The following is a 25,820-nucleotide window of genomic DNA, read 5'->3' as shown; positions in this document are numbered from 1 at the left end:
TATACTTATTAGAATTTATTTATTAATAATTTGGTATTCAAGTTTAAGAACCCCGTCCTTAGTTATCTTAAATAAATTAAAAACTGGTTCTTCTTTTTCAAGTGATAAAATTCCATAAATTATATTTGGGTCATAGGCTAGTCTTATATCTTCCTCAGATGGCCTTGAAGGAGTATATGGATGAGAATGATAATTTCCAATAAATATCATCTCTTCCCCTCTTATAATTTTTATTGTATTAAATTGTTCTTTTGGATCCATTGAGAAGTGTTCACTACTTTTATCTAAATTTGTAAGTGGATATATTTTTTCTATATTAATCGTATCGCCACTTTTAGTTCCTGATAAAAATCCACAACACTCATTTGGGAATTCATGTTTTGCCTGCGCAATAATCCTTTGAAGTTCTAAATCTTCTATATATATCATATTAATCATCCGTTTAACTTTCCCGTTTTTAAATCACACGATGGATTAGCATAATCTATAAGCTCAGTTATAGTTGGCGCATCTCCACAAACTCCACATCTTTTATTATGATTTATTTTTATTTTCTTAAATTCCATCTTAAGTCCATCATAAGTTAATAAATATCCTGCTAGTGTTTGCCCAAGTCCTAGTATATATTTAATAGCTTCAGTTGCTTGAAGAGTTCCAACAACTCCACCCATTACCCCTAAAACGCCGGCCTCTCTGCATGTTGGAACCATACCTTCTGGTGGTGGTGATTGGAATATACATCTGTAACAAGGAGTATTGTTTCCTGGAATATAAGTAGTAAGTTGACCTTGGAACCTAATAATACCAGCATGAGAAAATGGTTTCTTAGCGAGTACGCAGGCATCATTTATTAGAAATTTTGCTGCAAAGTTATCCGTTCCATCTATTATAAAATCATAATCCTGATCTTTTATAATTCTTAATATATTCTCAGATGTTGCAAATTCATTGTAGGTAATAACATTTACATCTGGATTAAGCTCATTTATAGTATCTTTGCCTGATTCAACTTTAAGTTTACCCACATCTTTAGTCTGGTGTATAATTTGTCTTTGAAGATTTGAAAGATCTACCACATCTCCATCTACAAGGCCTATTGTTCCTATTCCTGCAGCAGCCAAATACATAGCAGCAGGAGCTCCGAGGCCTCCGGTTCCGATAATTAGCACCTTCGATTCTAGTAATTTTTCTTGTCCTTCAACTCCAACCTCTTCTAATAATATATGTCTTGAATATCTTTCAATTCGCTCTTCATTAAAGTCCAAAGCTTCCGCCTCCCATAAAGTATAAAACTTCTATTTCATCATTTTCTTTTAATATAGTTTTAGGAAAATTTTCTCTCTCCACAAATTCACCATTCAATTGAACAGACACCATATCTGGCATTTCAACATTCTCAATTTTCAACATATCAGTTACACTAACACCATCTTTAATTTCTTTTGCTTCACCATTCACTTTAATATTCATATTTATTCCTCCTATAGTTTCAATAATCTTATTGTTTTTTTAATAATTGCTGTTAACTCTCTATATTTTTTCAATTGAAAATGTTCCTTATTCTTTAATTTCTAATTTGAGCTTTTATTGAACTTTGAATTAAACCATATTCACATAGTTCATTCTAATACAAATAAGTGTACAATTCAAACTATTTCTTCTATTTCACAATAAATTTTTATTGTTCGTATTGGTTTAGTAGGTCTTTAATTGAAAAATGTGCATCCACGGTTTAGTAAATGCACGTATTTCATACTCTTGTGTTTTAAATCTTAATATACTTTATTTTAATTCATGTGAAATTTTACTTACTTTATCCATAATTTTATAATCACTGCTACTATTCGTTGCAACTAAATTTAATTTATCACTTAAACTATTTGACAATTTATATACTGAACCCGTCACTTTTCCATAACATCTATTTATTAATCAAAAATATTTTTACTAAAGTACCTATCGCCTCTATCTGGTAATATTATAACAATATTACCGCGATCAATTGTTTTGGAAAGTTCTAAAGCAGCTGCTATTGCCGCCCCTGAAGAACTCCCTACAATTAATCCTTCTTTAAGTGCAATTAGCTTTACCATCTCTTTAGCTTGTGTATCAGTAATCTTAATAACACTCTCAACTAAATCCATATCCATCGTAGTCGGCAGGAAATTATTTCCTATTCCTTCAATATCATAACAGTGCTCTTCTCCTCCACCGATAATTGACCCATAAGGATCAACTAAAACACCTTTTATATTTTTGTTTTTTTCCCTCAAATATTTCATAACCCCACTAAAGGTTCCACCACTTCCTGCTCCAGCAAGAAAGTAATCAATCTCACCTTCTAATGCATCATATATTTCTGGACCTGTGGTTTCATAATGAGCTTTTGGATTGGCATTATTTTCAAATTGCTTAAGTGAAATAGAATTAGGTATTTCATTCAATAACTCTTTTGCCTTATTAATTGCACCAAGCATTCCGTCGCTCCTAGGTGTGCTAACAATTGTTGCACCTAATGCCATCATCAAAGTTAATTTTTCTACAGAGAATTTTTCTGGAACCACTAATATTATATTGTAACCTTTATTTATAGCTGCAAGGGCCACTCCTATACCAGTATTTCCGGCGGTTGCTTCAACAATTGTATATCCTTGCTTAAGTATGCCCCTATTTTCTGCATCTTGTATCATGTAAATACCCACTCTATCCTTTACGCTACCACCTGGGTTCTCCCCCTCTAGTTTTGCAAAGATATTTACACCATCTTTTATACCTAAATTGTTTAGTTTTATAAGTGGTGTATTTCCGATATTCTCTAATATACTATTTATATATTTCACTACTAACACCTCTACTTAAAATTAAATGCATTAATTAGGTCTTCTTCTATATCGGAAACATCTTCAATCCCTACTGATAACCTTACTAAATTATCACTTATTCCTACCTTATCTCTAAGTTCTTTAGGTATTGCAGCATGAGTCATAGAAGCTGGATGGCAAATAAGGGATTCAACGCCTCCTAGACTCTCCGCCAGGGTTATAATCTTTAATGATTCTAAAAACTTTTTGTAATCATATTCCTTTTTGATAACAAAAGATACCATACCACCAAAACCAGAAGCTTGTGCTTTATGAACCTCATGTGATGGGTGATCAATAAGTCCTGGATAATATACTTTTTCAACTTCTTCTCGCTTTTGTAAAAACAAGGCTATTTTTATTGCGTTATTATTATGCCTATCCATTCTAACCCCCACTGTCTTAATTCCTCTAATTAGAAGGAATGAATCAAAAGGTCCAAGGACTCCTCCAGTAGAATTTTGAATAAAATGAAGTTTTTCTCCTATAGCTTCATCATTTACAACAACAAGTCCTGCTACTAGGTCACTATGTCCACCTAAATATTTAGTACCACTATGGATAACAATGTCCGCACCAAGCGTAATCGGCCTTTGAAAATATGGCGTCATAAAAGTATTATCAACAATTGTTAAAATACCTTTTTCCTTAGCTATATTCGATACCTTTTTAATATCAGTTATATCGGCTAGAGGATTTGTAGGAGTTTCTATAAAAATAGCTTTAACATCCTCTTTAATATTATCTTTTACCTGCTCTAATTCTGAGGTATCTATAATTGAATATTTAATATCGAAATTGCTAAATATTTTGTCTAGTACTCTAAATGTTCCACCATATAAATTATCAGATATTAAAACTCTATCCCCTGCTTTAAATAGAGTTAATACTGCGGTTATACCTGCTAGTCCCGAAGCAAAAGCAAATCCTCTAATTCCTCCCTCAAGCTGCGCAATTAGTTTTTCTAAAGCATCTCTTGTAGGATTTCCAGTTCTTGAATACTCATAGCCTTTAGTTACTCCTAAAGTTTCTTGCTTGTACGTTGATGTTTGATATATAGGAATGTTAACAGCCCCTGTAAACTCGTCACCATCAACTCCTCCATGTATTAGTAATGAATTAAATTTCATAATTTATTCCTCCTTTATTTGCTACTGCAATGAAAATTCCAGTCTCCGTAAATTCACCTTTACTAGAATACCCTTTACATTTTAAATCTGTGTTCTCAATGCTAACATTATTAAACCCAGCATCTGTTAACCACTCTTTAATCTGATCATTTGAAAAACCTAACCATTCATCAAACATTTCTACCCTTGCCCACTCTCCATTGTGCTCCTCAACATCTGAAATTATTAAAGTTCCATCCTTTTTAATTATTCTAAACATCTCATCAATAGCTTTTTTAGCATCCTTTACATGATGCAGTGCCATATTAATAAAGACAACATCTACAGATTCATCAAATAAAACCAAGTTATCTATGGATGCCTTTATTGGATATACATTGTCGAATTTTTTACTTTCCATTAATTTTCTTGATTCTTTAAGCATATTCACTGATTGATCTATACAAAACACAATACTTGCATCAAGGGCTAGAGCCAAGGATAAAAATCCAGTCCCACATCCAAGGTCAGCCACTACCTTATCTTTTATACTAGTTTTTGATAATACCTTGTACTTTAATCTTTCTTCAAAATACTCACTCCTTATTACATTCCAACTCTCTGCTATTTCGTTAAAATAATCTAATGAACTCATAATATTGCCTCCATTTATTTATTTTTGACGTCAAAAAACTTCATCTCTTTTTAGAGACGAAGCTATATAAACCTCGCGATCCCACTCTAATTAAATATAGAATCCCACTTAAATCCAAGCACTAAATGCTCTATCGCTTTAACGGGCGAACCCGTAGTCCCCTACTATTATTTCGGGTCCATACTCCAAAGGGCACTTCATATATATTTAGGTAGAAGCCTTTCATCAACACTTCCTCTCTGTAACCTATGCTACATACTACTTTCCTTTTTCATTGTATCTTTTAGTATTCATATCGGATTAGTTATATTTTATTATATGCTCCATATTGTTATTGTTTACCTTAATTAAAAAAAATTTTAATGTCTATTGACATATTTTTATTTAAGTATTAATATATTAATCATTACATACACAACTAAACATACTTATTTTATAGGAATTGTATTATATCTTTCAAACTATATCAAAAATAAGGGGGATTTAAATTGAAAAATTCAAAAGCTTTCAAATTTTCATTAGCAATGTTAGTAGGTATTTCAGTCCTTGGGGGGTTAGCGGGATGCTCATCCAAAAAATCCGAAGGTAACGCCGTTAATGTTAGAATTGGATATTTCCCAAATATAACTCATTCACAAGCCCTTGTAGTAAGGGATCAAGGAAGCTTTCAAAAGGCTATAGGAACCGAGAACAAAATAGACTGGAAACTATTTAACGCTGGCCCAGCAGAAGTTGAGGCACTTTTTGCAGGAGCTATTGATATCGGATATATAGGACCCGGACCAGCAATTAATGCCTACGCTAAATCTAAAGGTGATATTCAGATTATAGCTGGAGCAACTGACGCAGGTGCAATATTTGTATCTAAAAAAGGAGTAGTAATTAAGGATTTAAAAGATTTAAGTGGTAAGAAAATCGCAGTTCCACAGTTCGGAAACACTCAAGATTTAACACTTAGAAAAATATTATCAGATAATGGACTTAAAGATAAAACTAAGGGTGGGACTGTCGAGGTACGCCAAGCTGCTAACGCAGATATTTTAAGCCTACTCCAAAAAGGAGAAATTGATGCTGCTTTAGTACCAGAACCTTGGGGTTCTAGACTTATTAAAGAAGCTGGAGCAAATGTTATTTTAGATTACAAAGAAGTATTTAGAGATGGAAAATATACTACCGCTGTGGTAGTTGTTAGAGCTGAATTTCAGAAAGATCATCCTGAAATAGTTGAAAATTTCATAAAAAACCATGTAGAGGTAACAGAGTATATTAATAAAAACCCAGATAAAGCTAAAGAAATAGTAAATAAACAAATTACAGAGTTAACTAAGAAATCAATAGCGAAAGATGTTTTAGATGCTGCATTTGCAAGACTAACAGTTACAAATGATCCCGAAAATGATTCGGTACTTGAATTTGTTAAATCTTCAGTTAACGAAGGTTTCTTAAAATCAGATCCTGACACCAAGGATTTATTTAATCTAACTATATTAAATAAAGTTTTAAAGGAAAAAGGATTAGAACAGATTAAATAACTAATACAAAAATATAGATTTATACTTGAAATTAAAATCAGTTAATAAATAGTTGACAAATGCTCTGCTAAGGAATACTATACTTATATACCCACATGCGTATATAAGTATAGTATTATTTAATTTAACTCAAAGGATGTGAAAATAATGGAAAAACTTACGAATTTATTTAAAGTACTATCTGATGAAACAAGACTTAGAATATTAGTCTTGCTATATCATAAAAAACTATGTGTATGCCAGATTCAAGGAATATTAGAGGAACCACAACCGAAAATCTCAAAGCACCTAGGTAAGCTTCGGGATATGGGTTTTGTAAAGGATGAAAGACAAGAACAATTTATATACTATTACATTGACAACGATAATACTCTTCTTAAAGAGATACTCGAGAAAATAATATTTAATTCAGAAAATCACTTAACGCTGCAACGTGATTTAGAAAACCTTCAAAAAGGTGATGAATACGCGGAAATGTTTAAAAAAAAATGTAACCCTAATAGCTAAATTGACATTAATGATACGAAATATTATACAGGTAGGTGACAAAAATGAATGTAATATCACAGATATTTAGTTGGCTTAATAATGAGATTTTAAAAATGAATTGGCTCTCAAATCTTATTCGATGGCTAGTAGAAAATGCATTCGGATATTCAATTAAAGAAAGATTAGGTGGAAGCGTACATTTTTTTATTTATGACACTATAAAAATATTTATACTTTTGTCTGTGTTGATCTTTCTTATATCCTATATTCAAAGTTATTTCCCACCAGAAAGAACTAAAAAACTTCTTGGTAACATTAAGGGGATTAAGGGAAATATACTAGGGGCATTACTTGGAACTATTACACCGTTTTGTAGTTGCTCTAGTATTCCAATATTTATAGGGTTTAACTCAGCGGGACTACCCCTCGGAATAACTTTTTCTTTCCTTATTTCTTCACCTTTAGTAGATTTAGCATCACTATTAATTTTAACGTCTTTCTTTGGTGCTAAAATTGCAATAGCTTATGTTCTTGTAGGACTAATTTTAGCAGTGGTGGGAGGAACCATTATTGATAAATTAGGGCTTGAAGATTATGTAGAGGCTTATGTTAAAAAAATAGAAAATGTGGATGTTGAAGTAGGTGAACTTACAAGAAAAGATCGAATATCTTATTCAAGGCAGCAAGTTAAGGATGTATTCCATAAGGTTTGGCTATATGTTTTGATTGGTGTTGGTATTGGCGCTGCAATTCACAACTGGATACCCCAGTCTATAATTGAGGATGTAGTCGGAAATAATAACCCTTTTGCAGTATTACTAGCTACGGCTGTAGGTATCCCAATGTATGCTGACATATTTGGCACATTGCCAATAGCAGAAGCATTATTCCAAAAGGGGGTAGGTATCGGTACAGTATTATCCTTTATGATGGCAGTAACAGCACTTTCACTCCCATCAATAATTATGCTTAGTAAAGTTGTTAAACCTAAATTATTAGCTATATTTGTGGCTATAGTTGCAACAGGTATAATTATAATAGGATATTTATTTAATGCCTTTTCATTTTTGCTTGTTTAAATAATTATAAATTTTAAAGGAGGAGTTATTATGATAATTAAAGTTTTAGGTTCAGGATGTTCTAATTGTAAAAAACTAGAAGAAAATACAAGAAAGGCAATAGAGGAGTTAGGTATTGAGGCAACTATAGAAAAGGTTACTGATTTTAAACAAATAATGGCTTATGGAGTTATGAAAACACCGGCGCTAGTAGTAAATGAAAAAGTTAAAATAATGGGAAAAGTGCCCTCAGCAGAAGAAATTAAGAAATATTTATGATTAAGTTTTACCTATTTTTTTAAAAATAACTTATGCTTTTTAATGCACTAAAAGAACATCAAAAGGAGCACATTTGTGCCCCTTTAGTTTATTGGTGATGGTGTTCCCTGTGATGATTACAAGTAACATCTTTATTTCCTAAGATTCCATTAATATATTCTTCAATTATCTTTTTATCTTCTATAGTTTCGATAACAAAACTTTCACTCAATACTAAGACAATAATCGCTTTTGATTTATAAAACTATTTACTGTCTACTATTTGTTTATTACATTGTCCATGACAAAAGCTATTTCGTTTATAACAAGTTACTTCTTTCGAACCACATGAAGGACAAACTTTTCTATCTTCTTCATATTTTATTTCGTAGGTATTAGAGCAAGTTAAACATTTAAATTGACATACATTTCTTGTATAGTTACCACCACTTATATTTATTGCTTTTCCCTCTATTAGAGCTATAGCAATTTTTTTCCTTGCACTGTCGATTATATTTTGAAACGTTTGTCTCGAAACGAGCATTCGCTCAGCACATTCTTCTTGATTTAGGTCTTCGACATCCTTAAGCCTCATTGCTTCAAACTCTTCAACCTTTATGAGTATTTCCTGAATTTCACATTTTCGTCTTCCTGCAGGTACAAAGTATGTATATTCCGGTAAATTCTCTACTCTTCTATTCTTCACTGGTCTTGCCATAAATATTATCCTCACTTTTCATATACCGTTTAGAATTTTTATATGTTATTTTCGAGTGGCATATGCTATATAAAATTTTACAGCGGATTTTCATTAATGTCAAATAACAATATTTTATCTCTGGTGGTGTTCCAGTTGGTTTATCTTTCCCTTCTGTACCACTTGGTCTGTCTTTCTCCGCTCCTTGCGTTCTTGTCTTTGTAACTTCTACAATAACCTTGTCTGACTGAACTTGAAATGCCATTTAAAATGATTAACTCACTTTAAATGGCATTTGAATATTCATATATGATTACAACTTTATTTTTGGCTTAGTATATCCAAAACTCGCTTTGAGAGTTGCGCAAAATACTTGGAACCTGGCAGAATTGCAGCATCATCAACTTGAAATTTAGGATGATGAAGTGAATATGACACGCCGGTTCCAATGTTTACAAATGCACCCGGTATTTTTTCTTGATAATATGCAAAATCTTCACCAATTAGAGTTGAAGGTAGTTTTTTAATAACGTAGCCTTGCTCCTTCGCTACCTCTAATGCAACAGTCGCCCACTGCGCTGTGTTATTTGTTGCTGGTGGCCCCGCATACCATTTAAGTTCAGCAGTTGCTCCAAATGAGTCAGCCATTCCTTTAACTATTTGACGCATTCTTTGAGGAACAAACTCACGAGACTTTGCATTAACCGTCCTCACTGTTCCCTCAAGATAAGCTGTAGTCGGAATTACATTCCATGTATTACCACTATTTAAGTGCGTAACACTAACGAGCACTTGATCAAATGCACTAACACTACGGCTTACAATAGTTTGTAGTGCTGTAATTATATTAGCTGCAACAATAATTGGGTCTATTCCCTTTTCTGGCGATGAAGCATGTGTCCCGACACCCTTAATCTCAATTTCAAAACGATCAACTGCGGCAGTCAAAGGTCCCACATTTGTTCCAAAAGAACCTACCTCTAAATCGGGTGCGCTATGCAATCCAAAAATAGCTTTAACACCTGATAAAGCAACCGTTGCTAAAACATCTTCGGCACCCTTTCCTGTTTCCTCTGCAGGTTGAAATATGAATCGTACCGTTCCTGATAAGTTCGATTCCTGCTGTTTTAATAAATAAGCTGCACCTAAAATAACAGTTGTATGAAAATCATGACCGCAAGCATGCATTTTCCCAAAAACTTCTGACTTATAATCTAAATTTGTTTCTTCAATAATAGGTAACGCATCAATATCCCCTCGAATCGCGATAATAGGTCCTTTTTTTAATCCTGTTACTTCTGCAACTAATCCTGTTTTAAGTGGCAACTCAAGTATACGAATACCGGCCTCATTTAATAGTTTACGTAAAGTCTTTGTTGTGTTAATTTCTTCATTTGATAACTCTGGATGTCTATGAAAATCATGTCGTACTTCTATAAGTTTTTCTTCTAAATTATTAGTAATTTTAAGCAATGCTTCATTCTCCATAAAATTTAACCCCTCTAAATTATTTAAGAACACCTTTAATTTGTGTGTGCGCATTTTTTTAAGCTCTTGTATATGAGCAATAGTATAACATAGCTTTTCCTTAAATTACATAAACATTCTATATTTATAATGATAATATATATATTATTTCCTTGAAAATAATTCCCTTGTAAATAATACACATTTTATTTTTGAGTATAATTATTATAATACTCTACTGATAGCCTTTTGTTATTATAGTTTGTAATTTTTTAACTATTTATCTAACAAAGTAAAGCAGCAAGATAAACGATTAATACGTTATCTAACTGCTCAACATAATAATAATAATTCGATTTTCTTAAACAACTACAACTTTATTAACTAATTTCCCTATATTTTCAATATAACATTCTATAACGTCATTATTTTTCAAAAGTTTATGAGGAACAAATCCCATTCCCACACCACTAGGGGTTCCAGTACAAATTATATCCCCCGGCTTTAAAGTTAGTCCTTTTGATAAATCGCTGATTATATAAGGTATGTCAAAAATTAATTTTTTAGTATTTGAATTCTGCCTTAATTCCCCATTAATTCTACTCTGAATATTTAACTCAACCGGAAATTTAATTTCACTCTTATGTACAATGTATGGTCCCATAGGACAGAATGTATCTAACCCTTTCCCTTTAAACCACTGAGTATGTTTTCCTTGCAAATCTCTAGCAGAAACATCGTTAACTATTGTGTATCCAAAAATATATTCCTCCGCGTTTTCAGGCTTAATATTAATTCCTTCCTTACCAATTACTATAGCTAACTCAACTTCATAATCTACTTCACTAGTAACCTCATAAGAAAATTTAATATTATCGCAATTTCCGATTGCAGGGGATGCCACCTTAGTAAAATATATAGGAAACTCAGGAATACCAGTCCCTGATATTTTTGTCATTTTAATTTCGTTCACATGATCCACATAGTTTTTACCAAGACAAAATACATTTCTTTTTGGATTCGGTATTGGGGCAAGTAATTTTATAGAATCAAGTAGTACATAATTGAAATTATTATTACTAACTGCCGCTTCAATTTCAGATATAGTAGATTCATCAAACTCTTCTATTAGCTGGTTCATAGTAGTAACAACGTTTTTACTTATAACTTTAAATATTTCATTAATAGCTATAACCTTTTCTCCAATAACAATTCCTACTTTTTCTTCACTATCATTAATATATAGAACAAATTTCATAATTATAAGACTCCTCTCAATATATATTGTATCTCGTGGGTAAGTATTAATAAAATTATAACAACAAATAACAAAAAAGTCTTTTAATTTAATTAGAAAATGGACCAACTAATTCAATTAAGTTGGTCCATCACTATTAATTTTTAAATTTTACTCTTCTTCATAACGAAGAGAATCACGCCCCTCCGCTCCATTGCTAATCCTAATAATATTTTTCACATCATAAATGAATATTTTTCCATCACCCATATTTCCTGTGTGTAATACTTTTTTTGCTGTTTCAACAACCAAATCTACAGGGACACCACAAACAACTATTTCTATTTTTAATTTTGGTAATAAATTTATGTCTATACTTAACCCACGATAGTTCTCTTTATGTCCCTTTTGGACCCCGCACCCCAAGACATTAGAAACAGTCATTCCGCTTATGCCAATAGCATTTAAAGCTTCCTTGAGTTCTTCAAATTTGCTTGGAGAAGTTATAATATCTACTTTGGAAAATATATCATTCATCATCTAACCTCCTATTTTTTTTTGCCTAGTTTACCTTCTTTTACGGAACTTGATATTTCAATATTTTCAGGAACTAATGCAAAGTCAGGGTACGCAAGCATACCCATTTCCGGAATATCTAAACCTTCAATTTCTGCCTTTGCTGATACTCTAAGTCCCATTGTTTTGTCAAGTAACTTGTAAAATCCATAAGACAGTCCAAATCCCCAAACTATCAAGACCGCAACACATATTAATTGAGCTATCAATTGGCTGAATCCACCACCGTAGAATAAACCAATAACTCCATCTTTAACTCCGTTAAGACCATCACCATAAGTTCCATCCGCAAATAGTCCTACAGCAATTACACCCCATACACCATTAACGCAGTGAACAGAGATAGCACCAACAGGATCATCAATCTTGAATTTATCCTCAACCACTCTTACTGATATACATACAAGTATGCCGGATATAATTCCAATTATAAAAGATGATATTCCATTTACAAAAGCACAAGGAGCTGTTATTGCAACAAGTCCTGCTAAAGCACCATTACACATCATTGATGGGTCAGGCTTACCATACCTTATCCACATATACATCATTGATGTAAATCCACCTACAGCTCCGGCTATCATTGTATTTGTCGCTACTACTGCGAGTCTTAAATCAGTAGCATTAGTTGTACTTCCTGCATTAAAAGCAAACCAACAGAAAAACAATATTATGGTTCCAATTATCGCCATCGGTATGTCATGTCCTGGAAAAGCAACTGCCGTACCATCTTTTCTAAACTTACCAATTCTAGGTCCTATAACAATAGCCCCCGCTAGAGCCATCATGCCTCCCATGGAGTGTACTACTGCAGATCCTGCAAAATCTACTGCCCCATGTCCAAGGCCTAGTTTCACACCCATTTGTGATAACCAACCACCGCCCCACATCCAATTACCAAATAAAGGATAAAAAAACATTGAAACAAAGAAAGAATTTATGACAAACACTGAAAATTTAACTCTTTCTGCCATTGATCCTGTAGGTATTGTACAAGTTGTATCCATAAATACCATTTGGAAGAAAAATAATGCATAAACCCCTACATCATAAGTACCTCCACTCGCAAGTGCAAATCCTTTTGTACCAAGAATTCCCCATCCACCAATAGTTACCTCATGACTTAATGTAGCAAGGCCTGAACCAAGTGATGCCCAGCCTCCTACACCTCCAAACTGGATTGCAAAACCAACTAAAAAATATCCTATTGCGCCAACAATAAATACCATAAAATTCATTGCCATTGTGTGCAATGCATTTTTAGACCTACAAAAACCTGTTTCAACCATTGCAAATCCACACTGGAAGAAGAATATTAACATTCCGGTCATTAGAACCCAAACATAGTTAACTGCCAATTTATTTTTTGCTATTTGTGTAATTATTTCATCCTGCGAGGGTTTACCCGCAATTTGTGATGTTATCTGATCTACCGTAGCAGATTTTATACCAGTTGGGTCCCCACCCTGCGCAAATACAACAATGGAAAAAATGCTTAATAACAATACAGTTAGCAAAGTAATTAAAGAAACTCTTCTAATTTTTTTCATATTATCTCCCCCCATTTTTATTGTTTTTTTATTTTTTTAAAGTTTGACCAAGAAAATCTATTACTTTGTTTATTTATGTCCTCTTTTAATTTAAAAATCATTTTGTAATACCGGGCTGAAAAATATAAAACTGTTAGACCAACAATTGCACCTGGAACATTTGTGTTAATTACTTTAAAACTTATTTCGAAGTATATGCTATAAGCGATAAATATACATCCTGATAGTAATATCAAACTATTTAAAACCATCAATACCAAAATAAAGTATTTTTTTTTCATACAATCCCTCCTTTTAAGTTTTACTTAATTTAGAAACTTATATTATAATTACCATTTTTTAATTATACTAATAATATAATTATTATAATATCACGTTTTCAGTTAATTGCAATATGTTTTTATAAATAAATCATATTTATTTATATTTAATAGATTTTTCTATGTATTTACACCTTTTTAGATAAAAACGGGAACTTTTATTATTTATTATCATATAATATGAATGTAAAATTGTAAAAACTATCAAAACGGGTATTGTATACTATATAAAAAATATTTGCTTTATATTAAAACTAAATTTAAAAAAAATAAAAAAGACGTAAAAACTAAAATTAATTTAGTTTTTACGTCTTCACTAATGGGTATTTAAATTTATTAATCATTATAGCGAAGAGCATCCCGGCCTTCCGCACCATTGCTGATTCTAATGATATTTTTCACATCATATATAAATATTTTTCCATCACCCATTTTCCCGGTGTGAAGTACTTTCTTTGCTGTTTCAACAACTAAATCTGTTGGAATATCACAAACCACTATTTCTACTTTGATTTTAGGCAATAAATTAATATCTAAAGCGAGTCCTCGGTAAAATTCCTTATGCCCCTTTTGAATTCCGCATCCTAATACATTTGATACAGTCATGCCACTAACACCAATTGCATTTAATGCTTCCTTTAATTCATCAAACTTGCTCGAAGACGTAATAATGTCAATTTTTGAAAATTTTTCATCCATGCTCATATCCCCTTTTATTTTATAAATGTTAAGCTAACAATTTAATTACTCTAAATATCTATCGAACCATAAGCCTCTTCACTATGCTCCGAAACATCTAATCCATCCATTTCTTCATCACTTGTTGCTCTTAAACTCATAAATTTACCTATTACTTTTAATATTATAAATGTCATTATTGCAGAATATGCTATAGTTGCTACAATTGCTATAAGTTGAATTCCTAGCAACTTTATATTACCATATATCAACCCATTTGCGCCAGCAGGATTTATACCTTCTGAAGCGAAAATACCAACAGCTATGCCTCCCCAAATCCCTCCAACTCCATGGCATCCGAAAGCATCTAATGCATCATCATATCCAAATTTTTGTTTAACAACTGTTACACAAAAGAAGCATATTGTACCTCCAATTCCTCCTATTAATATTGAGGATAATGGGCTTACAAAACCAGCTCCTGGCGTTATTGCTACAAGCCCTACAATTATACCACTTGCAATGCCGAGTGATGTAACTTTTTTTCTAACAACTAATTCACATATGCTCCAAGCTATAGCACCAGCCGCAGCTGATGTATTAGTTGTAATAAATGCGTTTAATGCCACTCCGTTTATAGCAAGTGCACTTCCTGCATTAAACCCAAACCAACCAAACCACAATATGCCAGCGCCTAAAAGTGTCATAGGAATATTATGAGGAGTAATTGATTTCATTTTTTTTCTCTTTCCTATTACTAGTGCTGCTACAAGTGCAGATACACCTGAACTTATATGAACAACATTTCCACCTGCAAAATCTAATGCCCCTAAATTTTTAAGCCATCCTCCAGTACCCCAAACCCAGTGTGCTATCGGATCATAAACAATTAGTGACCAGAATAAGATGAATACAGCAAAAGCAATAAACTTCATACGTTCAGCTATAGCTCCTGAAATTAAAGCTGGGGTAATTATTGCAAACATAAGCTGAAATAACATAAATAACGATTGCGGAATTGTAGCTGCATAATCAGGATTTGGAAGAAAACCCACGCCCTGCAATCCAATAAATTGAAAATCGCCTATAAATCCAGCAATATCTTTTCCGAAGCATAAAGTATAACCTATTAGTACCCATTGAAGTGATATAATCACCATTGCTGCATAACTGTGAACAGTAGTACTAAGAACATTTTTCCGTCTAACCATACCACCATAAAATAAAGCAAGTCCCGGCGTCATTAACATTACTAATGCCGTTGCAAAAATTATAAATGACGTATCCGCTGTATTTATTGCGTTCATAATAATACCCCCTAATTAAATATTAATTCTTCTTATAAATAATGTCATATTGTTTTTACAATGATTTTTTATTTATTATAAATGTCATTTTACTTACTTTTTCGACAAAAGTCAAGTTTTTCAATGTTCTGTTAATTATATTATCCTATCTCTATTTTCCATTGATCAAAGGCTTTCTAAGCCTAAGGCATATTATTATTCCATCGATTTTATCTATTTATATATTTTATTTAATTATAAAATTTTATATTTTGCATAAAACATTTAATATTAATTCATTATTCCATATAAAACTTATTAATAACCTCATTAGAGTCCATTCAAAAAAATATACTTATATAAGACCATTAAATATATTGCAATTTATTTGTGCAACATATTTTATAAAACGATTCACAAAAATCATTTCGAACTAATTAGTTATTATCCACCACTTCACCACAACCCCTTGTCACTACTTAGTATAAACAAATTCTACTTTTAAAAAAAGTTGTAATAAGGTTATCAAAATGGTAGAATATACAAATAGATAAATTCAATTTTTAAACAATTGAATTCATCAATGATCTAACTATTATTTTAAAACTAATATAATAGTTATTTATATAATTTTAGGAGGCCATATAATGAATTTATTATCAGGTTTATCACAACAAGTAATTAATAAAAATCCAAATGAGCCAGAATTTCAGCAAGCAGTAAAGGAAATTTTGGAGTCGCTAGAACCAGTAGCTGCAGCTCATCCCGAGTGGATGGATGCCGGTATATTTGATAGAATTGTAGAACCAGAAAGACAAATTATATTTAGAATTTCCTGGATTGACGACAAAGGCGTAGTCAAAGTAAATAGAGGTTTTCGCGTCCAATTTAATAGTGCCATCGGACCTTATAAAGGCGGATTAAGACTTCATCCATCAGTTAATCTTAGCATTATTAAATTCCTAGGGTTTGAGCAAACTTTTAAAAACTCATTAACAGGCCTACCAATTGGAGGTGCCAAAGGCGGAAGCGACTTTGATCCTAAAGGAAAATCAGATAGAGAAATAATGTCATTTTGTCAAAGTTTTATGACTGAACTTTCAAAACATATTGGAGCTGATACCGATGTACCTGCTGGAGATATCGGCGTTGGCGGCCGAGAAATTGGTTTCATGTATGGTCAATATAAAAGACTCCGAAACGAATTTACAGGTGTATTAACCGGAAAAGGTCTCTCTTACGGCGGCAGTCTTGCACGAACTGAAGCTACCGGTTATGGTATGTGTTATTTTGTTGAAGAGATGCTTAAAGCTAATGACAAATCATTTAAAAACAAAACTGTCGTAATTTCAGGTTCAGGTAACGTCGCTATATATGGAGCAGAAAAAGCTATACAGCTTGGAGCAAATGTAGTTGCATTAAGTGACTCTAGTGGATACATATATGATGCTAACGGAATTAATTTGGATACAGTTAAAAGAATTAAAGAAGTTGAAAGGAAAAGAATAAGTGAATACGTTAAATTTCATCCTACAGCAGAGTATCATGAAGGTTGTATAGGAATTTGGAAAATAAAATGCGATATTGCACTTCCTTGCGCTACACAAAATGAATTAGATGGATCATCTGCAAAAATTCTTATAGCAAATGGTTGTATAGCAGTTGGAGAAGGTGCAAACATGCCGTCGACTCCAGAAGCAATTGAAGAATTTTTAAAAAGCAAAGTACTTTTCGGACCTGCAAAAGCAGCTAATGCTGGTGGGGTCGCTACCTCAGCACTTGAAATGTCACAAAACAGTATAAGATACTCGTGGACATTTGAAGAAGTTGATGATAAATTAAAGGCTATAATGTCAGATATTTATATAAAATCTAGTAATGCAGCAAAAGAATTCGGATTTGAAGGTAATTTACTTGCAGGAGCTAACATTGCAGGCTTTATTAAAGTAGCTACCGCTATGTATTCCCAAGGAATAGCGTACTAATATTTAATTGTTTTTATGGCGTAATAAAAAGATCAAGAATGACTCTTAGCCATTCTTGATCTTTTTATTATCAATATTGTAATATTTTCTAATTCATGGAGCTAACTATTTAATAGCATCTACTCCTTCTTCACCTGTTCTAATTTTTATAACTTTTTCTACATTATATACAAAAATCTTACCGTCACCGATGTTTCCAGTATATAAAGCCTTCTTAGCAGTATTAATAACTAATTCTAATGGAACTTCGGCAATCACTATCTCAACCTTAAGTTTTGGAAGTAGTTGCATTTCAAGTTCAACACCCCTGTAGAATTCGGTATTTCCCTTTTGCATTCCACAGCCTTGAGCATTTATAACCGTCATACCAGTTACACCTATTGCTTCCATAGATGATTTAAATATCTCAAATTTGTTTTGATTCATCACTACCACTACTTGTCTTACCTTGCCATCTGAAACTTCATCACCCTTCTCAATTCTAACAGGAATTGCTTCGGATACCGGTGTAGCAAATTCTGCAGTTATTGGCATAAAGTCAGCATAACAACTCATTAATCCATGTTCTTCAATATCAAGACCTATGATTTCTTCTTCTTTAGAAACTCTTAGGCCAACAGTAGCTTTAATTATTTTAAATACAATTGTCATAGTTATAGCAACCCAAGCCATTACAGATAGAACTCCAATTAATTGAATTCCTAAAAAGCTAGCACCATGTCCGTAAAATAATCCTTTATCTAATGAGAATAAACCTACTAATAATGTACCTGTAGCACCACACATTCCATGAACTCCAATTGCACCAACTGGATCATCAACTTTTAAAGTTTTATCTACAAATTCAATTCCAAATACAACTACAAATGCTGCAATTAAACCTATAAAAAATGCACCAACTGGAGATACTACATCACAACCAGCAGTTATTGCAACAAGGCCTGCAAGCGAGCCATTAAGAGTCATTGAAACATCCGGCTTTTTATAACGAATCCAAGTTATAATCATTACAGCCGTTGTAGCTACTGCTGCCGATATATTTGTAGTAACAAATATTTTACTCATTAAAATTATAGTAGCGTCACCAGTTGCAGATACAGTTGACCCTCCATTAAATCCAAACCATGCAAACCAAAGTATAAATACTCCAAGAGCTCCAAGTGTAACACTATGACCTGGAATCGCTTTAGCGTCCCCATTTTTATCATATTTACCAATACGAGCTCCAAGAATTTTAGCTCCCACAAAAGCTGCAACACCACCAACCATGTGAACTGCTGTAGATCCGGCAAAATCATGGAAACCGAGTTGTGATAACCATCCGCCACCCCATATCCAGTGACCTGATATAGGATATATAACTGCACTAATTACAGCAGAATATATCAGGTAAGAGATAAACTTAGTTCTTTCTGCCATTGCTCCAGATACTATAGTAGCAGCCGTTGCACAAAACACTGTTTGAAAAATTAAAAATGCATATGTTGGAATAGTTGATGAATAATCACCTTTTACGAAGAAATCTAGTGATCCAATAATTCCATACTTACTAGCTCCAAACATAAGTCCAAAACCTAAAATCCAATATACAATAGTTCCTATTGCAAAATCCATTAAATTTTTCATTATAATGTTTCCTGCATTTTTTGCCCTAGTAAATCCGGTCTCTACCATTGCGAATCCTGCTTGCATAAAAAATACTAAAACCGTTCCTAATAGAACCCATATGGTATCTACTGATGAATACATAAAAATCCCCCCTAATTTACGACATGTATCCTAAAATATTTGAATACATGTCCTCGTATAATATAATTTCTTTTAAATAGTAGTACCAAAGGTTTATAAAAACTCCATATCGCGTTTACTTGTACGATTTATATAATATTAAATTATAATTGTTCTTTTGTCAAGCATTCAATTGTTTGAATCTTTCTATTTATTTCATATATTTATAAAATTGGCTATATGAAAGGCTTTTACGAACTTTAATAATTTTATTTATTATATTTTTAGAAATATATTCAGCAAATATGAATGTATGCTTAACATCAAACACCATTTATTGTTAAACCTTTTATATTATAATATTTTTTAGTGTTAGTTTTCTTTATATTAGTTTGCAAAAGGAAATAAAAAAATCTAGCATATATTATTATGCTAGATTTAAGATAATATTGTTTTTTACATAAACTACATTTATTGACGAGTCATTTTAGATATTACAGATGTATACCCACAACTAAAAAAATTTACTTTGTGACATATATAAAACAATTGCAATAAAAATAGCATCATTGTATAACATACGAATAAAACTATCTCAAAGGTTTTATACTCATTTACTTAATAAACATATATCCTACTACCATATTAGATATAATTTTCTCCATTTCACTTTTCAAATCTATTTCTCCATCAAAAAGGCACCACTCAAAAACTATCCCACGTGCTACAACAAAAAGTACACGCGTTATCTCAGTAGCTACGTAAGTATTAGAAAATTCACCTTTAACTTGAGCATTTTTAATAATATCCTCTAATATGTTTTGCATAGCGCGTCCTTTGATATTAAACATTTTGTTATCACAAGTATATAGTTTTTTTACCATCTCTAATCCATTTAGATAATTAAAATCAGCATATTTTCCAAAGAACTCTACAATTTGACCTTTAAAATCTTCTGCCTTCAAATGCCCTTTAACTTCTTTTAGGAAATAATCATCTGCCTGCTTAAAAATTTCACGCAAGAGCTCAAACTTTGACTCAAAATAATAATAGTATGTGCCTACACTGACCCCTGCCTCTTTAGCAATCTGCTCAACCGTAACCCCATCAAACCCATTAATACGTATAAGTTTTACTCCGCATTCATAAATTTTATTTTTAGTTGTCTCAGCCTGTTTTGTACGGCTCGTTATTTTAATCATATCATAATCACCTCATAATAAGTTTAAAACAGAAGCCATTTTAAACAAGGCTTCTATTTTAATTCACATATAGATAATACTTTAATTTATTTAGAAAAACAAGTAAATATTAAAGGTTAGATGCAACCTCATACGCATCCCAAATTGCATACATTATGTTTGAAACATTCCTAGCATCTCCAATTAAGTGTAGCTCACTAATTTCAAATTTAATCTCTTCATAAAGAGATTTTTCTGCACTGTATCCAACAGCTAAAACAACAGTATCTGCTAAAATCTCGTACCTGCTTCCATTTGTATCCACCAGTACACCATTTTCAGTTGCTTTAACAACCTTTGATGACGTTAATACCTCCACACCATTATAAGGTATTAACTTTTCAAGCATATCATAATTAGAATGACAAAGGGGCCCATTGACCGCTAGTACTTTATTTTGTAATTCAACAATAGTGACTTTTTTACCTTTACGCGCAAGCCATAATGCAAGTTCGCATCCAACTAATCCCGCTCCAATAATTACTACATTATCACCAGGAGTCGCCTTACCAACTAATACATCAGCTGCAGTGAAAACCTTATTATTATCTCCTAGATCAAATATTTTTGGTTTTGATCCAGTTGCTATAATTACAGCCTCTGCACCACTGCTTTTTATAATATCAGCAGTTGCCTCTGAATTATACTTTATTTCAACATTTAATTGCTTAAGTGTATGTTCATACCAAGCAACTAATGCTAAATCATCTTCCTTAAAGTCCGGTGCTCCACCAGGTATTAAATTCCCACCAAGACTACTAGTTTTTTCATAAATTACTGGTCTATGACCACGTAGAGCAAGAACTCTTGCGGCTTCACAACCGGCAACCCCACCACCTATAATAATAACATTTTTGCTTTTAGCTGCTTGGATAAGTGTCGCCACTCTCTCTCTGCAAGTTGCTGGGTTTACAGCGCAATTCAAAGCTGAATACTCCTGAATACGTCCCATACAGCCCTCATGGCAAGACAAGCATGGTCTAATATCCTGTACATTGCCTACTCGAAGTTTATTTACATAATCCGGATCAGCTAACAGTGGTCGACCTAGACCAATCATATCACAGGCTCCATCCTCTAAAGCACTCATTGCTAAATCAGGATTGTCCATACGCCCTGCACAAATTATAGGTACATTTACAACGTCTTTTATTATTTTCGCAAATGGAATATAAAGACCTTTATCTTGGTACATCGGTGGGTGACTCCACCACCATGCATCATAAGAACCTGCATCAACATCTAATGCATCATACCCATAGGATACAAGTAATTTTGCTGCATCTATGCCTTCTGGAATATCTCTACCCTTTTCTTCAAATACCTCGCCCGGCAAAGCTCCATCGCGAAGGCCTTTAATAAAACTTTTCGCACTATATCTTAAAGTAACAGGGAACGTATCTCCACATCTTTTCTTAATTTCTTCCACAATTTCTCTAGCAAACCTTAATCTATTATCTAAAGAGCCACCATATTCGTCTGTTCTCTTATTAAAAAGCTCCATTGCAAATTGATCAATAAGATAGCCTTCATGCACTGCATGTATTTGAATGCCATCAAACCCTGCACGTTTTGCATTATATGCTCCTTCACCAAACTGTTTAACAATAGTGTGTATTTCGTCTTTTGTGAGTTCCCTACAAGTTTTATCTAGCCAGCGATGTTGAATGGGAGATGGAGCAACTGGTGGAAAATCACCTAAGTTAGTAGGGATAGTAACTCTTCCAAATCCACCACTAATTTGAAGAAATATTTTACTATCATATGCATGTATACGTTCAGTCATCTCACGGCTTGTACGTATAAAGTGAACAGGATTATGAGTAGAACAAGGACAATTAGGCATACCATGTTCCTCAATTACATTATCTATAAATGTTACACCTGTAATTATTAAACCAGTACCTCCACGAGCACGGGCAACGTAATAATCTATACCACGCTGGTTAAATCCGCCCTCAGAATCTGATAAGCCTAACGGACCCATAGGTGCCATAACAAATCTGTTTTTTATTTCTAAAGATCCTATTTTTATTGATTCAAATAACTTTTTGTATTTATGCGTCATCTTAACCCCTCCAAATTATTAATTATAAGTCTGTATAATCAATTCACTGAATGCATTCAGTAAACCATTAATTTTATTATATTAGATAAAGTACTATACGTCAAATTTATCTTCATCATTTTATAAATAATATTGTCTACATTAAAAGATTATTACTAAACCTAATACTATATTTCTAAGATATTTGCCCTATTATTTACAGTGTTTTTAGTATATAATACGTATAAATTGATACAATAAAATATAAGAGTATAATTACAAATAACATAAATTTATATATTTATTATAATCGGAGGTTTAATATGGATAAAAAAGGTTTTAATATGGATAAAAAAGTTTATACTAAAAGAAGTAAAGAAGAACTAAAAAAGGTTTTAACTAAAGTTCAGTTTGAAACAACTCAGGAAAACGGAACGGAAAGATCTTTTGAAAATGAATTTTGGAATAATAAAGAAGCAGGAATTTACGTAGACATCAACAGCGGAGAGCCATTATTTACATCAATTGATAAATTTGATTCAGGCTGCGGTTGGCCTAGTTTTACAAAACCAGTAGAAGATGAGAATGTGAAAGAAAATAAAGATGTATCACATGGAATGATGAGAACTGAAGTTAGAAGCAAGTATGGAGATAGTCACTTAGGGCATTTATTTAACGACGGTCCGCTCTCTGAAGGTGGATTAAGATATTGTATAAATAGCGCATCACTTAAATTTATACCTGTTACCAAACTCGAGGATGAAGGATACGGTAATTACTTAGAATTATTCAAGAAATAAGGGAATGAATATTAATTCATTCCCTTATTTCTTATTAATTTTCATTTTCCTTATTATACACATCATAGTTAGGTGAATCCTCACCATATAGTTTGTCTAGCTTCCAATTGTAACCATTATCTACATCATAAACAAGAAAATATAGTGCTACAAAAGATGTGTTTTTATTTTCGTTCTTTTTCTTATCGACGTAATCGATACTTCCATAAACATATTTTATATTACGTGATCCTTTTTTTGATATTGTCTTATCTATTTTAAAAGTCTTTGCTTCTTCAGTCGTTATTTTATGGCTATTAGACCACCAAAATAATAAATTACTCCCTTGAATTTCAGCACTTTCAATTGTAGATATTATTTTTTCTTTTGATATATTAGCTACAGTTCCACTATCAACTGTAGTTTTTGACCCACTTAAAAATGACAATTTATTAAATGACATTGAGAAAGTATAATCAGTTGATAATACTGATTTAATTTCTCCTGCTGAATTTTGTCTGTTAGCTGTAACAGTTAATGTATTTTTTTGTGAATCAAATTTTTTATTAATTATTTTTATATTTTTAGTAAATTTATCATTTATTATAAAACCTTTGCCATCGAAAAGATTTGGATAAACTACCGTTTCAGAAAGTCCATGTTCACTTATAATCTTAACAACTGTTTCATCAGAAAAAGTTTTCGATATTACTAATTTAAAGTTCTCTATATCATCTTTTTGAATACCATTTTTATCAATTGTATCAATAGACCACTTCTCATTTTCAAAAACAAGATTACACTTTATCGTTCCCGTAGACGATATAATTCCACTGTCTATAGACGTTGACACCAAAATTTCTTCTTTTGAGTTTTCTAGTTCCGGTGTTCTGAGCGAAATATCAAGCTTTTTAACAACTTGATCACCTAATGTCACTGTTGCATCTGATATAGGAATACTCAACTTCTTTAAATCAGTTTTGAATTTAACCTCGTCCATACCTACAACAGGTTTTAATGAAGTAAGGCTATCTAATACAATTCCTCCACTAGCCTTCCATTGATTTTTGCCTTCATCTAAGTATACTAGTGATAAAATTGTTTTGGCCTCAACATAACCATTGTTAAATGTTACTGCTAATTTTATGTTATCCTTGCTCTTTTCTGTATTCCTACTCTTTATACTAAAACTTTCAATGTTATCCTTATCTATTTTTATACTTGTCCCTTTTGGAAGCGTAACTACCTTCCCTATCAAGTCATCCTTTATACGCGCATCATTTACAGGCTTAACAATAAAAAATGCGTATACAAACGTTCCTATCCCTATAATTGCCAGCAATAATAGTATAGGTACAATTACTTTCATTTTTATAAATGTATTTTTAAAAGTTGCAAAAATTTTATCTCTTTTATACTTATTTATGTCTTTCTGTGATATCACAGGCATGGCTTGTGTAAATTGACGTTCTTTTTTATTTACGTCCGATTTATTTATGCTTTCTGCATCAACTTCTCCAGTACTAATAGGATTTTCTTCACCTTCTAAATTTAGTTTTCCATCTATTTTCTCTCCGCAATATGGGCAAAATTTTAATCCGTTAATATTAGTGAATTCATTCTTACAACTTATGCAAATCATTTGTGACCTCCAAATATTTATATAACTATATATAATATATATTAAACATAATATATATCTATTTAAATATATAAATAATATATATTATGTTTAGTATATTATATCCTGTTCCTATACTATATTCAAATATATTCGCTTTTAATTAGGCCATGCTTCATTTAAACTTAATATAAATAATATAACAGCTAAGAAGCAATTTAGGCTTCTTAGCTGTTATATTTACTATAGCTAATTTATTTATATTACAAATGAGATATTATAAGTTCTACCCTTCCAAAAGGTAATTGTATCGGAAGTACATATGTAGAATAAATTGTTTTGTCAAAAAATTCACTCTGAGGCTCCATGTCTAATTCTATTCCATCATTAGACATACCTACAAGATACAATCCATTATTTAAATTTAAAAATTCACCTACACAATCTTTAGCCATTTCATCCACAGTAATTATTTCTTCCTCTGCATATCTAGAAGCAATTATTGCAAAAACATCCTCCGGTGCATTAATATAAGTGTAGTGCGTCAAAATATAGCTTTATGAAACTGCATTCCTAAGTCAAATTATAACTATAATACTAATAATTATCTACTGGTTATTTGCTTTTTTACTAATCAAATTATTAC

27 protein-coding genes and 1 other annotated feature are annotated in these 25,820 nt (G+C 32.1%); of the genes, 6 read left to right on the top strand and 21 right to left on the bottom strand.

Annotation, left to right across the window (positions count from 1 at the left end):
• Positions 1-15: 15 nt before the first annotated feature.
• The 6 genes from KPL55_RS06135 to KPL55_RS06110 all read right to left on the bottom strand — a co-directional run bounded on the left by KPL55_RS06135 (position 16) and on the right by KPL55_RS06110 (position 4,625).
• The gene (locus KPL55_RS06135; RefSeq protein WP_216305822.1) at positions 16-429 is read right to left on the bottom strand and encodes a M67 family metallopeptidase; all 414 of its coding nucleotides are present in this window, start codon (positions 427-429) and stop codon (positions 16-18) included.
• Between the two features lie 5 nt (positions 430-434).
• Positions 435-1,265, bottom strand: a complete 831-nt coding sequence (locus tag KPL55_RS06130; protein ID WP_216305821.1) for a HesA/MoeB/ThiF family protein — start codon at positions 1,263-1,265, stop codon at positions 435-437.
• Positions 1,255-1,470 carry a sulfur carrier protein ThiS gene (gene thiS / locus KPL55_RS06125; protein WP_216305820.1) on the bottom strand — a complete coding sequence of 72 codons (216 nt, stop codon included), beginning with the start codon at positions 1,468-1,470 and terminating at the stop codon, positions 1,255-1,257. The genes KPL55_RS06130 and thiS overlap by 11 nt, the downstream gene beginning before the upstream one ends.
• Positions 1,471-1,928: 458 nt before the next feature.
• Positions 1,929-2,840, bottom strand: coding sequence for a PLP-dependent cysteine synthase family protein (locus tag KPL55_RS06120; RefSeq protein ID WP_216305819.1), 912 nt, complete (start codon positions 2,838-2,840; stop codon positions 1,929-1,931).
• 11 nt (positions 2,841-2,851) lie between these two features.
• A complete protein-coding gene (locus KPL55_RS06115; RefSeq protein ID WP_216305818.1) occupies positions 2,852-3,991 on the bottom strand; it encodes a trans-sulfuration enzyme family protein in 1,140 nt (379 codons plus the stop codon).
• Positions 3,981-4,625: a class I SAM-dependent methyltransferase gene (locus KPL55_RS06110; protein ID WP_216305817.1), complete on the bottom strand. Its 645-nt coding sequence runs from the start codon at positions 4,623-4,625 to the stop codon at positions 3,981-3,983. The genes KPL55_RS06115 and KPL55_RS06110 overlap by 11 nt, the downstream gene beginning before the upstream one ends.
• 49 nt (positions 4,626-4,674) lie before the next feature.
• Positions 4,675-4,909: a binding site (T-box leader), on the bottom strand.
• Between the two features lie 204 nt (positions 4,910-5,113).
• Between KPL55_RS06110 and KPL55_RS06105 the strand changes: the two genes are divergently transcribed.
• From KPL55_RS06105 to KPL55_RS06090, 4 genes are all read left to right on the top strand, one after another.
• The gene (locus KPL55_RS06105) at positions 5,114-6,157 is read left to right on the top strand and encodes an aliphatic sulfonate ABC transporter substrate-binding protein (RefSeq protein ID WP_246599323.1); all 1,044 of its coding nucleotides are present in this window, start codon (positions 5,114-5,116) and stop codon (positions 6,155-6,157) included.
• Positions 6,158-6,304: 147 nt separating this feature from the next.
• Complete coding sequence (locus KPL55_RS06100; protein WP_216305816.1) at positions 6,305-6,664, top strand: ArsR/SmtB family transcription factor; 360 nt, start codon at positions 6,305-6,307, stop codon at positions 6,662-6,664.
• 44 nt (positions 6,665-6,708) lie between these two features.
• Positions 6,709-7,725, top strand: a complete 1,017-nt coding sequence (locus KPL55_RS06095) for a permease (RefSeq protein ID WP_216305815.1) — start codon at positions 6,709-6,711, stop codon at positions 7,723-7,725.
• A gap of 30 nt (positions 7,726-7,755) precedes the next feature.
• A complete protein-coding gene (locus tag KPL55_RS06090; protein ID WP_216305814.1) occupies positions 7,756-7,983 on the top strand; it encodes a thioredoxin family protein in 228 nt (75 codons plus the stop codon).
• Positions 7,984-8,071: 88 nt separating this feature from the next.
• Here KPL55_RS06090 and KPL55_RS26310 read toward each other — a convergent pair whose 3' ends face one another.
• The 10 genes from KPL55_RS26310 to KPL55_RS06045 form a co-directional block, all read right to left on the bottom strand.
• Complete coding sequence (locus KPL55_RS26310; RefSeq protein ID WP_281418813.1) at positions 8,072-8,194, bottom strand: hypothetical protein; 123 nt, start codon at positions 8,192-8,194, stop codon at positions 8,072-8,074.
• A gap of 33 nt (positions 8,195-8,227) precedes the next feature.
• The gene (locus tag KPL55_RS06085; protein WP_216305813.1) at positions 8,228-8,680 is read right to left on the bottom strand and encodes a DUF134 domain-containing protein; all 453 of its coding nucleotides are present in this window, start codon (positions 8,678-8,680) and stop codon (positions 8,228-8,230) included.
• Entirely contained in the window at positions 8,658-8,924 is a 267-nt protein-coding gene (locus KPL55_RS06080; RefSeq protein WP_216305812.1) for a hypothetical protein, read from the bottom strand. The genes KPL55_RS06085 and KPL55_RS06080 overlap by 23 nt, the downstream gene beginning before the upstream one ends.
• A 56-nt stretch (positions 8,925-8,980) precedes the next feature.
• The gene (locus KPL55_RS06075; RefSeq protein WP_216305811.1) at positions 8,981-10,147 is read right to left on the bottom strand and encodes an amidohydrolase; all 1,167 of its coding nucleotides are present in this window, start codon (positions 10,145-10,147) and stop codon (positions 8,981-8,983) included.
• 340 nt (positions 10,148-10,487) lie between these two features.
• The gene (locus KPL55_RS06070; protein WP_216305810.1) at positions 10,488-11,384 is read right to left on the bottom strand and encodes a fumarylacetoacetate hydrolase family protein; all 897 of its coding nucleotides are present in this window, start codon (positions 11,382-11,384) and stop codon (positions 10,488-10,490) included.
• A 150-nt stretch (positions 11,385-11,534) separates the two neighbouring features.
• On the bottom strand, positions 11,535-11,900 hold the full coding sequence (locus KPL55_RS06065) for a P-II family nitrogen regulator (RefSeq protein ID WP_216305809.1): 366 nt from the start codon (positions 11,898-11,900) through the stop codon (positions 11,535-11,537).
• Between the two features lie 11 nt (positions 11,901-11,911).
• A complete protein-coding gene (locus tag KPL55_RS06060) occupies positions 11,912-13,489 on the bottom strand; it encodes an ammonium transporter (protein ID WP_216305808.1) in 1,578 nt (525 codons plus the stop codon).
• 17 nt (positions 13,490-13,506) lie between these two features.
• Positions 13,507-13,770, bottom strand: coding sequence for a hypothetical protein (locus KPL55_RS06055; protein WP_216305807.1), 264 nt, complete (start codon positions 13,768-13,770; stop codon positions 13,507-13,509).
• Between the two features lie 375 nt (positions 13,771-14,145).
• Complete coding sequence (locus KPL55_RS06050; RefSeq protein WP_216305806.1) at positions 14,146-14,508, bottom strand: P-II family nitrogen regulator; 363 nt, start codon at positions 14,506-14,508, stop codon at positions 14,146-14,148.
• A 50-nt stretch (positions 14,509-14,558) separates the two neighbouring features.
• Positions 14,559-15,794: an ammonium transporter gene (locus tag KPL55_RS06045; protein ID WP_246599322.1), complete on the bottom strand. Its 1,236-nt coding sequence runs from the start codon at positions 15,792-15,794 to the stop codon at positions 14,559-14,561.
• Positions 15,795-16,402: 608 nt separating this feature from the next.
• Between KPL55_RS06045 and gdhA the strand changes: the two genes are divergently transcribed.
• Positions 16,403-17,758 carry an NADP-specific glutamate dehydrogenase gene (gdhA, locus tag KPL55_RS06040; RefSeq protein ID WP_512699264.1) on the top strand — a complete coding sequence of 452 codons (1,356 nt, stop codon included), beginning with the start codon at positions 16,403-16,405 and terminating at the stop codon, positions 17,756-17,758.
• Between the two features lie 105 nt (positions 17,759-17,863).
• On the opposite strand, the gene KPL55_RS06035 is transcribed toward gdhA, so the two are convergent.
• The 3 genes from KPL55_RS06035 to KPL55_RS06025 all read right to left on the bottom strand — a co-directional run bounded on the left by KPL55_RS06035 (position 17,864) and on the right by KPL55_RS06025 (position 22,795).
• Positions 17,864-19,507: an ammonium transporter gene (locus KPL55_RS06035; RefSeq protein WP_216305804.1), complete on the bottom strand. Its 1,644-nt coding sequence runs from the start codon at positions 19,505-19,507 to the stop codon at positions 17,864-17,866.
• Between the two features lie 593 nt (positions 19,508-20,100).
• Positions 20,101-20,688, bottom strand: coding sequence for a TetR/AcrR family transcriptional regulator (locus tag KPL55_RS06030; RefSeq protein ID WP_216305803.1), 588 nt, complete (start codon positions 20,686-20,688; stop codon positions 20,101-20,103).
• A 109-nt stretch (positions 20,689-20,797) separates the two neighbouring features.
• Complete coding sequence (locus KPL55_RS06025) at positions 20,798-22,795, bottom strand: oxidoreductase (RefSeq protein WP_216305802.1); 1,998 nt, start codon at positions 22,793-22,795, stop codon at positions 20,798-20,800.
• Positions 22,796-23,118: 323 nt separating this feature from the next.
• Between KPL55_RS06025 and msrB the strand changes: the two genes are divergently transcribed.
• Positions 23,119-23,574 (top strand): peptide-methionine (R)-S-oxide reductase MsrB, encoded by a 456-nt coding sequence (gene msrB, locus KPL55_RS06020; RefSeq protein ID WP_216305911.1) that lies wholly within the window; start codon positions 23,119-23,121, stop codon positions 23,572-23,574.
• 34 nt (positions 23,575-23,608) lie between these two features.
• Here the strand turns inward: msrB and KPL55_RS06015 are convergent, their stop codons facing one another.
• Together KPL55_RS06015 and KPL55_RS06010 are read right to left on the bottom strand one after the other, a co-directional pair.
• On the bottom strand, positions 23,609-25,195 hold the full coding sequence (locus tag KPL55_RS06015; RefSeq protein WP_216305801.1) for a hypothetical protein: 1,587 nt from the start codon (positions 25,193-25,195) through the stop codon (positions 23,609-23,611).
• A 242-nt stretch (positions 25,196-25,437) separates the two neighbouring features.
• Positions 25,438-25,722 (bottom strand): hypothetical protein, encoded by a 285-nt coding sequence (locus tag KPL55_RS06010; protein WP_216305800.1) that lies wholly within the window; start codon positions 25,720-25,722, stop codon positions 25,438-25,440.
• Positions 25,723-25,820: the final 98 nt, after the last annotated feature.

Origin of the sequence: Clostridium lacusfryxellense, assembly GCF_018861735.1 — a bacterium.
In the GTDB taxonomy this organism is placed as follows: domain Bacteria; phylum Bacillota; class Clostridia; order Clostridiales; family Clostridiaceae; genus Clostridium_AD; species Clostridium_AD lacusfryxellense.
The sequence above is the reverse complement of the archived record's forward strand: the minus strand, read 5'-3'. Positions and strand labels throughout refer to the sequence as shown.